Annotated in this window: 10 protein-coding genes and 3 pseudogenes; 4 read left to right on the top strand and 9 right to left on the bottom strand. The window is 49.5% G+C overall.

Translation table 11 applies throughout. From position 1 onward, the window contains the following. Positions 1–60: 60 nt before the first annotated feature. Positions 61–528: pseudogene (locus GCWU000342_RS07555) on the top strand (MATE family efflux transporter); the annotation flags it as partial. A 48-nt stretch (positions 529–576) separates the two neighbouring features. Here the strand turns inward: GCWU000342_RS07555 and GCWU000342_RS07550 are convergent. Further along, a pseudogene (locus GCWU000342_RS07550) lies at positions 577–1,452 on the bottom strand (IS3 family transposase). Between the two features lie 29 nt (positions 1,453–1,481). Beyond that, positions 1,482–1,820 (bottom strand): transposase, encoded by a 339-nt coding sequence (locus GCWU000342_RS07545; RefSeq protein WP_006905209.1) that lies wholly within the window; start codon positions 1,818–1,820, stop codon positions 1,482–1,484. Between the two features lie 75 nt (positions 1,821–1,895). Between GCWU000342_RS07545 and GCWU000342_RS07540 the strand changes: the two are divergent. Beyond that, positions 1,896–2,771, top strand: a pseudogene (locus GCWU000342_RS07540) (MATE family efflux transporter); the annotation flags it as partial. A 522-nt stretch (positions 2,772–3,293) separates the two neighbouring features. Here the strand turns inward: GCWU000342_RS07540 and GCWU000342_RS07535 are convergent. Continuing rightward, positions 3,294–4,553 carry a helix-turn-helix transcriptional regulator gene (locus GCWU000342_RS07535; RefSeq protein WP_049921663.1) on the bottom strand — a complete coding sequence of 420 codons (1,260 nt, stop codon included), beginning with the start codon at positions 4,551–4,553 and terminating at the stop codon, positions 3,294–3,296. 252 nt (positions 4,554–4,805) lie between these two features. On the opposite strand from GCWU000342_RS07535, the gene GCWU000342_RS07530 reads away from it, so the two are divergent. Continuing rightward, positions 4,806–6,317 carry an MFS transporter gene (locus GCWU000342_RS07530; protein ID WP_006906780.1) on the top strand — a complete coding sequence of 504 codons (1,512 nt, stop codon included), beginning with the start codon at positions 4,806–4,808 and terminating at the stop codon, positions 6,315–6,317. 21 nt (positions 6,318–6,338) lie between these two features. After that, positions 6,339–8,150 carry a family 43 glycosylhydrolase gene (locus tag GCWU000342_RS07525; protein WP_006906779.1) on the top strand — a complete coding sequence of 604 codons (1,812 nt, stop codon included), beginning with the start codon at positions 6,339–6,341 and terminating at the stop codon, positions 8,148–8,150. 5 nt (positions 8,151–8,155) lie between these two features. On the opposite strand, the gene GCWU000342_RS07520 is transcribed toward GCWU000342_RS07525, so the two are convergent. The 6 genes from GCWU000342_RS07520 to GCWU000342_RS07500 all read right to left on the bottom strand — a co-directional run bounded on the left by GCWU000342_RS07520 (position 8,156) and on the right by GCWU000342_RS07500 (position 13,698). Then, on the bottom strand, positions 8,156–8,869 hold the full coding sequence (locus GCWU000342_RS07520) for a hypothetical protein (RefSeq protein WP_006906778.1): 714 nt from the start codon (positions 8,867–8,869) through the stop codon (positions 8,156–8,158). Positions 8,870–8,871: 2 nt separating this feature from the next. Then, a complete protein-coding gene (locus GCWU000342_RS10660) occupies positions 8,872–9,039 on the bottom strand; it encodes a hypothetical protein (RefSeq protein ID WP_006906777.1) in 168 nt (55 codons plus the stop codon). A gap of 85 nt (positions 9,040–9,124) precedes the next feature. Continuing rightward, positions 9,125–9,925, bottom strand: a complete 801-nt coding sequence (locus GCWU000342_RS07515; protein ID WP_006906776.1) for an acyl-CoA dehydratase activase — start codon at positions 9,923–9,925, stop codon at positions 9,125–9,127. Positions 9,926–9,951: 26 nt separating this feature from the next. Further along, positions 9,952–11,703 carry a 2-hydroxyacyl-CoA dehydratase family protein gene (locus GCWU000342_RS07510; RefSeq protein WP_006906775.1) on the bottom strand — a complete coding sequence of 584 codons (1,752 nt, stop codon included), beginning with the start codon at positions 11,701–11,703 and terminating at the stop codon, positions 9,952–9,954. Next, positions 11,693–12,913 (bottom strand): 2-hydroxyacyl-CoA dehydratase family protein, encoded by a 1,221-nt coding sequence (locus GCWU000342_RS07505; RefSeq protein WP_006906774.1) that lies wholly within the window; start codon positions 12,911–12,913, stop codon positions 11,693–11,695. The genes GCWU000342_RS07510 and GCWU000342_RS07505 overlap by 11 nt, the downstream gene beginning before the upstream one ends. Before the next feature lie 2 nt (positions 12,914–12,915). Beyond that, positions 12,916–13,698: an ATP-binding protein gene (locus tag GCWU000342_RS07500; RefSeq protein ID WP_006906773.1), complete on the bottom strand. Its 783-nt coding sequence runs from the start codon at positions 13,696–13,698 to the stop codon at positions 12,916–12,918. Positions 13,699–13,706 lie beyond the last annotated feature (8 nt).

Raw genomic sequence — 13,706 nt, 5'->3', positions numbered from 1 at the left:
GGAAGACAATCTACGAGACAAAAGAAGGAGCTTTTGAGTAGATTTTAGAAGGACATAATAATGTCAAAAGACGAGTATTTAATCACAGACACACCACTGAAAGCACTGACTGTTTTTGCAATGCCCCTGATTCTCGGCAGCTTCTTTCAGCAAGTATATAATATGACGGATTCAATCATAGTCGGTCAGTTTGTTGGATCCTCAGCACTTGCGGCTGTTGGTGCTTGTGCCGCACTTACGAATGTTTTTATTTGTGTGGCACTAGGTGCCGGTGTGGGTGCGGGTGTGCTTGTGAGTCGATATTTCGGCGCCAGAAATTACAGCAAAATGAAAACAATCGTATCAACATCATTGATTAGCTTTTTATTTCTAAGTATAATCCTGGGCGCTTTTGGCTTTTGTTTTTCTCATTTGATGATGAACTTATTAGAAACACCTGCTGATATACTGGATGAAGCAGTGCTGTATTTGCGTGTATATTTTGTGGGATTCCCTTTTTTATTTATGTACAACATACTTTCAACCATGTGATATTGTCAATAATGGTTGACAGATTTTCCTCAAGGATTTACAACCCTAAGCTGATTCCTGTAAAGATGAATAGTATTGTTGTCTCTTGACCATGGGTGGAAGGCCATCATTTGCGGAACAGATTCGACGGTTATTCCAGTAGCTCATGTAGTAACGCCAGATAAGCTCTTTTAGCTCTGTTACAGTCATCTTCTCGGTATCATAGCGATCATATAAGAGTTCAGATTTTCATTCTCGCCCACATGCTCTCGCAACGAGCATTATCATGGCAACGGCCACCATCACTGTTCATGCTCTGTGTTATATGGCAGTCCTGGACGGCTCTACGGTAGCAATCACTGGTGTACTGTACTCCGCGATCGCTATGGCAGATCGCACCTTGATCTCCGGGTAAGCCTTATGAGCATTCCTCAGGGTTCGGGCACACAACGGGGCCTTCATGTTGGTAGCCATTGCCAGTCCTAAGACAGCCAGATCGAAGCAGTCAAACATAGCAGAAACATAGAGTCTACCATCACTTGCCTTGATTTCGGTTATGTCCGTAACACATTTTGTCAGTGGCTCTGTTGACCTGAAATCCCGCTTGAGCAGATCATCCGATTTACGAGCAGCCTTGTCGGCTTTCGTTATTCCATTTGGCTTACGCTTTGGACGATGACTGATGCCGATTTCTTCCATTACTCGATAGACGGTCCGCTCACTCGGGATATCGATATCCTTCGGCTTCTTCTGCAGAAGAGCGTCGCGCATCCTGGAACGACCATAGGTATCATTACATTCATCTTCCTTTAGGATATCCCGCATAGCATCGGCCAGCTTCTGATATTTCCAAGGCCGATCCTTACGTTGCAGGTATTTATAGAATGCCTGGCGGCTCACATGGAGCATCCGACAGTAGAATGTAAGTTTCCCTTTAATCATGCCGCCTTCTGTCTTAACAGTGATATATTTCAGTCTTTCATTTTTGCTGACTTCAGACGGCTCGCGGCAAAAAAAGCGCTGGCTTCCTCCAGGAACTCGTTTTCTTCTTTAAGACGGCGAATTTCCTTATCCTGATCTTTGACCTGCTTACGTAAGGTGATCAGCTCCTCATTCAGGGTCATAGCACTTTTGGGGGTCTGGGATCCCGCTCCAAGATCCAGATTTCCGAGCCTATTAGCGCGTATCCATGTATAGAGCGTGTTTTTGGGGATGCCTAGTTCACGTGCAGCTTTTGCCTGGCCAATCTCTTTTGCCAGCTTAACTGCCTGGATTTTGTACTCCTGATCGTACTGTCTGTTAGTTGCCACCGTAAACGCCTCCTTATTCTCTTATAATTATAATGAAATCCTTGAGAATAAGATGTCAACTTTATTTATACAGCATCAATGTTTACTTCAATCGGAGAATCAAAAATTCCGTTGGGCCTTCTGATATTCTCATCTGTTTTAAATATTTTTATGGATCTTTGGATGGTGGCCGGCCTTGGTCTTGGCGTGCTCGGTGCAGCGCTTGCAACCCTTATTGCGCAAGGAATTTCCGCAGTATTTTCGCTTTTGCTTTTCGTTTATCGGATTCGGCAATATAAAGGTCATTTTAACTGGTTTGTCAGGCAGGAATTACATTCAATGCTTCAAATTGCCGTTCCGTCGGTTCTCCAGCAGTCCACAGTGTCAGTCGGTATGATGATAGTACAGGCAGTTGTGAATCCCTTCGGAACACAGGCACTTGCAGGTTATGCGGCGACGATGAGGGTAGAGAATGTTTTTTCACTGATGTTTGTATCCATTGGTAATGCCGTTTCGCCATATGTTTCCCAGAATCTTGGAGCAAGGAAAACCGGGCGGATCAAAAAGGGTTACCACGCTGCACTGGTATTAGACATATGTTTTGCAATCCTTGCCTTTATAATCATTGAAACACTGCACACGCAAATCTCTTCGCTATTCCTGGGGAAAGATGGAACGGCCCTCGCATATCAGGTATCCGGTGATTATATGAGATGGCTCGGCTATTTTTTCATCTTCATGGGTATCAAAATGGCAACAGACGGAGTCATTCGTGGACTCGGGATCATGCGTCCGTTTCTCGTTGCAAATATGGTAAACCTTGCTGTTCGCTTGTCGGTTGCTTTGATCTTTGCACCGCGTTTTGGCATTGCGTTTGTCTGGCTTGCTGTACCGGCCGGCTGGCTTGCAAACTTTTTGATTTCCTATATGGCGCTCAGAAAATCATGGCCAATTGATAAAGCGACATCGTAAGGCGTGCGATTATTAAGACTCGCTCTAGGTGTTGAGTTCATATGGTTTACGATGCGTTTTACGTCTGTCTGCGTGAGATATTCAATGCGGGCTCCTTTTAGCAGGACATCTCGAAGTATGGTGTGCGCCTGTTCGAGGACACCCTTTTGACCACTTCTCATAGGATCACAGAAGTAGATGCTGGAAGACTGGATACCATCGACTCGGGTTTCTAAAGTTTCCAGATCACCAATTCACTTCCGAGGTCAGTCAAGACATATTTGAAATTGCTCCTGGAAATGAAAGATTCCCATTCATCTCTCTAAACGATCAAAGACAGCCCGTACAGCACCGATAGAGCAATGATTGATTGGAAAAGCGAGAAGTTTCTCTTCGGTGCAGAAAAGTGTCAACTTTATTTATACGGGATCAGGAAGGGGATTACAACATTGTGTTCACAGGCTTTGATTGCTTGTGAGCCATAATCGCGCAGGCTGTGATGGCATTCTTCAGCAATGGTCAATGCCATGAGTAATCAGAGATTTATTCCGCGAACATCTGATTACCATGAATGGAACTGCGTGCAGAATACAGTTTCCGGTACTGGGCGGGGGTAGTGCCCGCCTCATTCCGAAAGCATTTGATGAAATAGTTGGGCGTGCGGAAAGCCAGCTGCTCGGAGATGCTCCTGACGCTCAGATCACTGGTCTCAAGAAGAAGCTTGGCCCGCGCAATCTTGGCCCGGCGGATGTAAAGGAAGAGGGGAAGTCCGGTCTCCTTCTTGAATTTCTCTGTCAGATAGTAATTGCTGTAGCCGGTCAGGGCGGCCAGGTCAGAGATCCGGATGGCTTTGCCCAAGCTCAGAGCAATGTAGTCGCAGCATTTCTGGATGGCAGTGGAGTAATGAGGATTGGTCTTGTTCTGGTGAACCCGGCAAATAAAGTCGTGGTACATGGTCGCAGCTAGAGCGCTGAGTTCTCCGAAGTCCCTGCTTCTAAGGGCGGCGGCGATGTATGAGTCACCTAGAGGATAGGCGATCTCCGGGTGAAGCCCTCCTTCCATGGCGGCGCGGCTGACAAGGGTGGTAAAGATAATAATATTTGCCCTGGTCTGCTGTATGGCGTCTGGCAGAGGAACGCCGGAACTCATGGTAAGACTCTGGATCAAAAACCCCTCATAGTTGATATCCCCTTCACGTACCATTCTCAGCAGAGCCTGCTCTGCCAGGTATATCTTGCTGCGGTCGTGGTTATGACTGGGAGAGGGCTCCTGGCATTTACTTCCTTTCGGACGGAAGACTGAGATGTCCAGCTGTTCTTTGGTCAGCATATTATGGACCATGATAACGTAGCGGATGAAGACAGCGTAGGGAAGGACAGGCAAGCTGGAGAGATGGGAGAGGAGCATTCTTTCCAGCCGCAGCTGGCGGACGCCATGATCAGGACTGCGCATGGCGGTCTGAATCTGCTCTTTGCGGGGACTGCTGTAGAAGACGGGACCCATAACGAAGAGAAGATCGGATCCCCGTTCTGTCTCGCAGGTGACGGCCCACTGCATGCCAAGGGAGGAACTGATCAGCAGGGGAATCCTCTTGTCCAAAGCGGCATAAGCGACTGCCTGATCAAGTCCGCCTAAGCTGCGAAAGAGAGTCTCTAAGAGAGGGCGAACCTCTGCGGGACAGGTGGAGCTAAGGCACCTTCCATCCCGGCCAAAGCACCAGAGATAGAATTTCTCTGCGGCCGGAATGACCGAGTGCAGGAAAATCAGATTTTTCTCTGTGGCTGTGATCCGTGTATCTTCCATTTGTAGTGAATCCTCAGTGATCTTTTTCGTATTTTGTGCCAGGGGATGTCAGGAAGTCCCGGAATCAGTATCATTTTTCCCGAATGAATAGCTTTGCCCCTTTGAACTTCTATCATATCATGTATCTGAAAGAGAACAAAAAGATATTTTGGGAAATAGCGTGAGTGTCAGATTGGGGAGTTCAGGTTGGGGTGTTTTTGTAGAGAATACCCGGCTATAAACTTACAAACGAAGAAAAGGGAGGTAGGAACAATGGAGAAGCTATCACAGAGCCAGGTGGATGGAGTTCAGTACAGAAGAGCCAAGCTCTGGCAGATCATTTTGGTGGCCTTTAATGCGTTCAACGGAATGGCAGTCTATTTTTTGATCGGATTATCGAGCTACTCTGCCAGTATCGGTTATGGGATCGCAACGCTTGTGGTCGGAGGGCTTTTGACTTTTACACGGATCTTTGATGCGATCACAGATCCGCTGTTGGCCTTCGTCTATGATCGCTTTCAGTCACCCTTTGGCAAGGTCCGGCCCCTGATGCTGATCGGCTGGACAATTCAGAGTACGGGTCTGCTCTGCCTTTTTCATTTCTTTTCCGGCAAGGGTCACGGGATACCGGTATTCCTGGCTTTCTATATGCTCTATGTTATCGGCTATACCATTGTCAATATGACGGCACAGACCCTGCCCGCCCTGATGACCAATGACCCCAGACAGCGTCCCACGGTCGGCGTGTGGCAGACTGTACTCAACTATCTCACTCCTATGGCTTTAAATATTGTGGTTTATACCAGAATTCTGCCGGCAATGGGAGGCAAGTTCAATCAGAATTTCCTGAATGCGGTTACCTGGCTCTGCGTTGCCATCTCCTTCGTTGGGGTTGCCCTGGTCTGCATCGGCATCTCCGCCTATGATAAACCGGAAAACTTCAAGGGAATCGGAAAGACAGAGAAACTTAGACTTAAGGATATGCTGGATGTTCTGGGACACAACAAACCTCTGCAGAGCTACATCATCTCTGCCTCCTCTGACAAGATCGCCCAGCAGGCAGCTTCTGTCTCTATTGTGGGAACCATGGTTAACGGTATTCTGATTGGAGATATGGGACTTGCAACCACCCTGGGCGTGATCGGGATGCTTCCTTCCATCCTCTTTGCCATGTATGGAGCGCACTATGCCGGCAAGCACGGTAATAAGGAGTCCATCATTACCTGGACGCGGGTCTGTATTCTGGCTAATATCGCAATGATCGTCTTCTTCGTTGCCACCTATATGACGGTGGGGACGCGGGTGATTTCCCAACAGATGATCTTTAAATGTCTCTTTGTCATTCTGACTTTCCTGACGAATGGCTTTGCTATGGGGATTACAACGGCAAATGCTGCGTTCATGGCAGATATTATTGATTTTGAATTGGATCGAAGCGGCAAGTATATTCCGGCTGTTGTCACCGGTACATACAGCCTTGTAGATAAGCTGGTATCTTCTTTTTCAGCAGCGATTGCGACAGGTTGTGTGGCCTTGATCGGGTATACAAGCACTATGCCGCAGCCAACGGATCCGATGACTCCGGGAGTCCTGGGAATCTCCATGTTCCTTCGCCATGGATTGGCCATTCTGGGATTCCTCTGTACACTTATCGCCATGCGCAGCTGTAAGCTGGGCAAGAGCCAGATGGTTGAGGTACAGAAGAGAATCGCGCAGAAGAAGGCACAGATGCAGGAAAAATTTTACACAGAGCAGTTGCATAAAGGAGATCCCGGTCAGGTGTAATGTGGCTCAGCAAATGGAAGAATGGAGGTGACCATGCACTATATCTGTAATCCTTTAAATATCAACTATCGCTATCAGTTCAATGCTGACCCCCGCAAGCGAGGATTGCTTCAGATATGCCGGGAGGCAGCAGATCCTTCTATGATTTTATTTGGTGGCCGCTACTATATCTTCGCCTCCATGTCCCTGGGTGTCCTTGTCTCGGAGGATTTGGCCCACTGGGAATATCACTCCCTGCCCAAGGAGCTCCCCCTCTATGACTATGCGCCGGATGTGAGGGTTATGGGAGACTATGTCTACTTCTGCGCATCCAATCGGGAGAAGAACTGCGACCGCTGGAGAACGAAGAACATCTTAGAAGGACCCTACGAGAAGCTGGAGGGGAGCTTCCCATTTTGGGATCCCAATCTTTTTGTTGATGAGGATGGAAGAGTTTACTTCTACTGGGGCTGCTCCAATATCACTCCGATCTATGGCGTGGAATTAGACCCGAAGACGATGCTGCCTATGGGAGAGAAGGTCGCCCTGATTGAGGGACATCCTGAGACGATTGGCTATGAGCGGGTGGGGGAGAACAACAGCAGGCTGCCAGCCTCAGAGGAAGAGATTGAGCGGCGCTATCAGGCCTTTATTGCAAATGGTAGGGTTTGTGAGGATCAGATTCCGGAGGGAGTTAAGCCGTTGATCCGCGGTATGCTCTCAGATAAGCCCTACATTGAAGGTGCCTGGATGGATCGTTATCAGGATAGGTACTACCTGCAGTATGCGGCGCCGGGAACCCAGTACAATACTTATTCGGACGGAGTCTATGTCGCTGATCATCCCCTGGGGCCTTTCTGGCTGGCAGAGAACAATCCCTACTCCTATCGGCCGGGCGGCTTTATGCCGGGGGCAGGACATGGATCAACTATGCGGGACAAAAAAGGAGCTTACTGGCACACGGCAACGATGCGCATCTCTGCCAACCATGACTTCGAGCGAAGAATCGGCATCTGGCCGGCTGGCTTTGATGCAAATGGACAGCTCTTTAGCAATCAGCGCTATGGGGACTGGCCCATGTCTCTTGAAGCCGCCGCTGAAGATCCCTGGAGGGACCCGGACTGGATGCTTTTAAGCTTGGGAAAGAGGGCCAGTGCCTCATCCTCGACCGAGGGACATGGAGCGGAGCTAGCTTGTGAGGAGAACGCTAAAAGCTGGTGGCAGGCCAAAAGCGCAGACCGATCTGAGTGGCTGCAAGTGGATCTGGGCAGCATTTACCAGGTGTATGCCATTCAGATCAACTTTGCGGATGATAAGATTAATATTCCCTGCCCGGGTCAGATTCATCCCGGCTCACAGGCTCGCTATATTGATGAGGCAGACCATGTCACGCAGTGGAAACTGGAGGGAAGTCTGGATGGAGAGAACTGGTTTGTCATTGAGGATAAGAGCCGGGCGAAGACGGATCTTTCCCATGACCTTCTGATTCGGGAGGAGGGATTGCAACTTCGCTACGTTCGCGTCAGTCAGATACAGGTGCCTTTCGATCAGGCTCCCTGCATCTCTGGTCTCCGTATTTTTGGAAGAGGAGAGGGAGAAATACCTGCGGTGCCCGACTTCACAGCGCACCGGGATTCTGACATTGATATGACGGTTGCGATTAAAGAGCAGGAGGATGCCTTAGGCTACAATATTCTCTTCGGCAATTCCGAGGATAAGCTCTACCACAGCCTGCTCTGCTTTGAGGCGGGGACGCATCGGGTCGGTGCCTTGATTCAGGGAAGAGAGTATTTCGTCCGTGTGGACGCCTTCAATGAGAATGGAATCCGCAGGGGAGAATGCAGGAAGTTGTAGGAAAATCATGGCAGACGATTCAGAAAGTGCAGTTGTCTCAGCTCATCCACTTCATCACAGATGGGATGAAGGGGGCAGAGATCACAGTCGGAAACAAGACCTTTCAGGATGTGGTCGAAGGCATCTGTGATTTCTTCGATCTTGCGGGCCTCCTTCTCCAGCTGTCCGATGGCATTCAATTCTTCTGTGATAAAGATGATTTCAGCCCGATTCACGCGAGCTGCTTTTTTGTAATGATCAATAAAAAGCTTTCCGATCGTCGTGAAGTCCAGTCCGTTCTGGATGGCCTTTTTACTAACTCTTATGTTCTCGCGGTTTTCCATGCTGGAAGACAGGATCATATACCCCTTCGGGATGATCTTGAATCTTGTGAAGTCCAATCTCCTGACGGTCTGATAGGCCTTGTTCGGATCCTCGATGGGATCGATATGAAGGAAGGTAATTCTGGAGAAGACCGTGTCATTCTTTATTTCGGGCAGATCTCTCCCGTAGAGGAGAATACGGTCCTGCTCCAGAAGCTCGCTGTCGCTGGTGACGGCATTGTAGCAGACACCGGGCCTGGTTCGGATGCCGAGCTCGTAGGCGACATCTCTCTGCAGAAGGAATTCATTTTCTTTGAGTAAAGGCCAGGGCTTCCCCTTGCTCACGGGAAGCTCTCTGGCTTGATAGGAGGAGAGAAGCTCACGGGTCTCTTTGATGACGCTGTCATAAACATTCATAGTTAAATCTTGTCCTCAACCACTTTATTGTGGTGGAATTCCCAAAGCTTATCATATATGAATTCAACCAGCTTTGAATCGGCATTGGTGATGTACACAATGAATAGAATTCCGGTGAGAAGCAGGAGGACTGCCAGAAGTATCTCAAACTTGCGCATGATATCTTTCATATTTCGTCTTCTTTCTCATTGATGTGTCGGGCAGGTTCTTCGAATCTGTCGTCAGGGAAACTGCAATGGATCCGCCGGTCGTAATTTACAGAAGTTCCTTGTCCAGACCTTTCTGGCGGGCAAATTCAGCGGCGCCCAGAGCGCCCATCAACTGAGGATCGATATTCAGGTCGATGACTTTGATCCGCAGAACCTTCTCAATCGCGCGCTTTAAGCCCTCGTTCTTGGCGCAGCCGCCGGTGAGAGTGATTGAATTCTTTGCGCCTGCCTTTTTCGCCATGACAAAGCATCGCTTGGCGACAGCCTGCTGGATTCCGGCCGCGATTTCATCTCTGGGTTGTCCCTCTCCCACCAGGGTAATGACTTCGGATTCCGCAAATACCGTGCACTGTGCTGTAATGGGAATCACATTTTTGGCAGTAAGACTCAGTTTTGAGAACTCATCCAGCGAGACTTCGAAGGCATTCGCCATAGACTCAAAGAATCTGCCTGTTCCGGCCGCGCACTTGTCATTCATCGCGAAGGTTTTTACTGTTCCGTCGGAGTCTACGGCAATTCCCTTGACATCCTGTCCGCCGATATCAATGATTGCCTCTACCTCAGGATTCGTAATGTGAACGCCCATGGCATGACAGCTGATCTCACTGATGTTTTCCTGAGCCTGAGGGACCTTGTTTCTTCCGTAGCCTGTTCCGATCAGGTATGAAAGGTCTGAGATTTCTTTCAATCCGGCGTCATTCAGAGCATTTTTTAAACTCAGCTCGGCGCTTTCACGGCTGTTGATTTTGCTCTTGATGGTATTTGAAGCGACCATCTTGCCCTGTTCGTCTAAAATCACGGTCTTTGTGTAGGTTGAGCCTACGTCACATCCTCCAAAATATTTCATATCGACACTTTGTCCTTTCTGCTCTCTTACCAGGTGAGTTCATCTGAATAGTCAGCATAGGTCGGATCCAGAGGCGTTTCCCGGAACACATTGACCATGTACTTGTTGACGGCATCTCTCATCGCTTTTCTTGAGACCGTGCGCGGATCCATAAGGTCATGGGATACCCAGATCAGATGGATTCCCCTTTCCCGGGCCTGATCTTCGAAGAGGCCGTGAAGCCCGCCGAAGTTCTTGCAGGATACGTGATCGTACATAATGACGATGTTCGCGTTGAATTTCTCACACATTTTCCAGCACTCATCCAGAGCGTTTGCGTATCCTCCGTTAGAGTGGGATCGCATCATCATGCGTTCATAGGCCATTGCAATATCCGCAAGAGCCGCGTCCTTTTCGCCGATGTGGTAGAAGTGGTGGCTGAGCATACTCTCCATATCGACCAGGGTTTTGATCCCCCATACCTGTTCGGCCCAGGTCGTAAAGTGCGTATAGTAGTGGGCGGGACAGCACCATACGATAGCCCGGTATTTGTAATCGCGTCTGTCTGCCAGCTTATCTTCTTCGTATCCCTGAAGCATCATATCCGTGACCTTAAGATCCTGACTGGTCATATAGGGATCCAGACATCCCGCAGTCTGGAATTCATATTCTCGCTGGAGAGAGAGGGCGCTTCCTGTCACTTGGGGATAGGGCGTGCAGTTGACATCCCATTTATCGAGCATGCACTGCGTTGTGAGGTTGTATTCCTTGGCTTTTTCCCAGAAACGATCCCAGTTCCATTTGACGCCATAGGTCCTTTCGATGAAATGGATGCAGTTGCGAACGTCTTTCACCGCATACGCAAGTGTCTCGGGCTCGTTAAAACGCTGCGGAGGCGTGAGCGCGAATCGCGGAAGATCATGGAAGTATCTGCCGGTGAAGAGAGCGGCGCCGATGGAGCCGTCACAGGGCATGGAGCTTGTCACAAAGGAGGATCCCACGCGGGGATAATCATCAACAATGGCACATCCTACTTCCGCGGAGGGGAGGGGACATACATCCGCTGCCAGTCCCTGCCGTTCAGCTGCGTCTACGTAGTAAATATTGGCAAACTGATCCACTTCTCCCGGAAGGCAGACGGGAGACATGGCGACATCAATCCAGTCAAGGTCCGGAAATCCGGCCATGATAATGGAGGGAGTCATTTCGTCGAACATGACTGTCTTATCTCTGAGTCTTGCGGCTCTCCTGTTGTTGGGGCTGTGCAGGTTGGCGTCCCGCTCAATGATGTGGAGAATCACTTCAACGGAGTTGTGGATGACACCGAAGAACTGTTCTTCCGTGTATCGAAGCTGCCTGCCTCTGAGACCGAGCTTGTGCCGATCCATCATGTTCGCGGCGGTGAGATAGCTTGCCATCCAGGGGTATCTGATGAAGGCCTTCATGAGGGCATAGGGGTGAGTGCCTAAGGTCGCAAGCATATAGCCGTAGAGTTTCAGCCATCGTCTGAAATCATAGGCGGTGTCCTTGACCCCTTTCCATTCTCTTTGATTAAATGACCGGTAGCCCTCCGTATAGTAGTCGCCCTTTCCTTCAATATGAAGGCGGAATCTCGGTTTGAGATAGTGCCTTGCGTCCTCCGCCGCCTGCGTCTTCAGGGTTTCTTTGTTTTCTTTTATGTAGTTTGTGATCACGGGTACGGCAGCCTTCATATCGTTGACCATATATGGGATGTCTGCGGCTGCTCCTCTCAGGTATTCCATCAGCGCAGGAAGCCTGCTTTTTCGTTTATTGAACATGTTGAGCCTCCCTCTTTGCGGCTCTCGCCTTGATCTGTTTGATCTCCAGACTCTCGACAAATGCCTGCACTCTTGTCTTGAGCTGACCGGATGCCCCTGCCCGGTAAGGCCTGTCAATGGAAAGGGTGGGAATCCCGTACTCCTCAGCCAGCACATGGCTCTGCAGGGTTCTCTCATAGGACCAGTAGGTACAGAACTTCATCTGTTCATAGATAATGCCGTCTGCGTGGTAGTCTTTGGCCAGCTGTTTCGCCTCTTCCTGCCGGTAGAGAATCTTATTGTCCGTAATATACCTGGGGCAGGAGGTCTGCCGGATATTGATCCTTACAATCTGGGAGAGTGCGTCTTCCCTGTCATTCAGTTCGATTCTCTGTCTCCCCGGAATGGAACCATAGCAGAAACGATCCGCCACAATCAGCGCTCCGCTTTCCTCGCAGAGCTCAATCATTTCGGGGTCGTCGATCTCTCCGCCTACAATTACAAGCCTTGCCCTGAATTTCTTCTCATCTGCCGCTCTTGTCCTGATTTCTTCCAGTGTCTCCTTGAGTTTGTCTTTGATCAGATACTGGGGACAGACATAAGTGGCAAGACAGATTTTGTGAAATTCAGCTCCCGTGATTGGAGCGGGATCCAGCTTTCTGAAGTTGCCGATTTCCGTGATCAGATCGCAGATTTCATTGTGATCTTCGACCGCTTTGCGCAGAGCCTGATCGGATATGTCGATGCCGTAGTTTACATGCAGGGGCTTCAGCAGTTTCCTCTGCAGCTGCTCTGTGACGTGATCGACCGAAATCTCCTCGTCTTTTCCGGGAACGTCAATATAGGACAGGAAGAATTTGTCGTTTCCTTCCCCTACGCAGCCGAGAAGCTCCATGTTTTCGTAACAGCGGTTCATGCACTCGCAGATATCCACGCCCGCAATGGCATCGAGGAAACGGTATCCGCCCTCAATGCCCCGTTCCAGAAGCGCCCTGGAGAATTCACATGAGCTGCTGGCCAGATAATAGGTCGCAATGTCGGTGGACCCCATAAAAGGAGCGCGGAGTCGAACCGAGAAGCATCCGGGCAGATTCAGAATCGCCTCCGGAATATGGAAGCAGGTATAGCCGATGGCAATTTTTCCGTCTTTTTCCCGGGCCTGTCTGACCAGGTCGTTGTGGGCGCTTTCGAGGACTTTCTCGAAGAAAATCATATGTTTCAGATCTTTCATATTCAGCCTCCAAGATTCTCTAATGCCCTTTCGGCTCCTCTGACTGCGGCGGAATCACCGGGAAGTTCAAGGAGACTTCTCCCCTCGAAATCATATTCAGCCAGTATGGGATCCGATGCAATTGCGGCAAGGAGCTTCAGATCCGCCAGGCCGAGCTTATCGACTCTTGATATGTCTTCCACCCGATTTACAATCACGCCGAGTTCGTCGTATGAGACCATGCCGGAGGCGACACGGGCTATGGTTTTGATGACTTCAACCCCCTTTTTGCTGGTGTCGGTTACCAGAAGCAGGTGGGTGACCTTCTCCATGACTCTTCGGTTGATTTGCTCGATGCCGGCTTCCCCGTCGATGACGACATAGTCGAACTGATCGGCGACCATGGTGATGACCTCTTTCAGATAGGCGTTGATTCTGCAGTAACAGCCTGCTGACTCCGGCCTGCCGATGGCCAGAAAGGCAAACGAATCTGTCTCTACGATCGCCTCCGCGATTTTGTATCTTGACTCCGAAATCAGTTCCATTGCCGCCTTGGAATTCCCATCTTCTACATGCGCGACAATTTCATTTCGTATGTCATTCAGTGTGAGAGAAGCCCGGATTCCCAGGGCAGTTGCCAGGCCGATTGCCGGGTCCGCGTCGATTGCCAGAATCTTTTTGTCGGGATATTTTTCGGTCAGAACCTTCACGAGAGCGGCGGAAACGGAGGTCTTTCCGACACCGCCCTTTCCGGTCAGAGCATAGATCTTTGGCTTGTGTTTCATTTCTGTTGTCAATCCTTTCATAGGGGATT

The sequence above is a fragment of the Shuttleworthella satelles DSM 14600 genome (genome assembly GCF_000160115.1).
In the GTDB taxonomy this organism is placed as follows: Bacteria; Bacillota; Clostridia; order Lachnospirales; family Lachnospiraceae; genus Shuttleworthia; species Shuttleworthia satelles.
Note: the sequence above shows the minus strand (reverse complement) of the source record. Positions and strands in the feature narration are given on the sequence as shown.

Bases quoted from the DNA above. Each gene is read 5' to 3' on its own strand.
- GCWU000342_RS07535 (WP_049921663.1), bottom strand. From the start codon at position 4,553: ATGGAAGATACACGGATCACAGCCACAGAGAAAAATCTGATTTTCCTG.
- GCWU000342_RS07530 (WP_006906780.1), top strand. From the start codon at position 4,806: ATGGAGAAGCTATCACAGAGCCAGGTGGATGGAGTTCAGTACAGAAGA.
- GCWU000342_RS07525 (WP_006906779.1), top strand. From the start codon at position 6,339: ATGGAGGTGACCATGCACTATATCTGTAATCCTTTAAATATCAACTAT.
- GCWU000342_RS07520 (WP_006906778.1), bottom strand. From the start codon at position 8,869: ATGAATGTTTATGACAGCGTCATCAAAGAGACCCGTGAGCTTCTCTCC.
- GCWU000342_RS10660 (WP_006906777.1), bottom strand. From the start codon at position 9,039: ATGAAAGATATCATGCGCAAGTTTGAGATACTTCTGGCAGTCCTCCTG.
- GCWU000342_RS07515 (WP_006906776.1), bottom strand. From the start codon at position 9,925: ATGAAATATTTTGGAGGATGTGACGTAGGCTCAACCTACACAAAGACC.
- GCWU000342_RS07510 (WP_006906775.1), bottom strand. From the start codon at position 11,703: ATGTTCAATAAACGAAAAAGCAGGCTTCCTGCGCTGATGGAATACCTG.
- GCWU000342_RS07505 (WP_006906774.1), bottom strand. From the start codon at position 12,913: ATGAAAGATCTGAAACATATGATTTTCTTCGAGAAAGTCCTCGAAAGC.
- GCWU000342_RS07500 (WP_006906773.1), bottom strand. From the start codon at position 13,698: ATGAAAGGATTGACAACAGAAATGAAACACAAGCCAAAGATCTATGCT.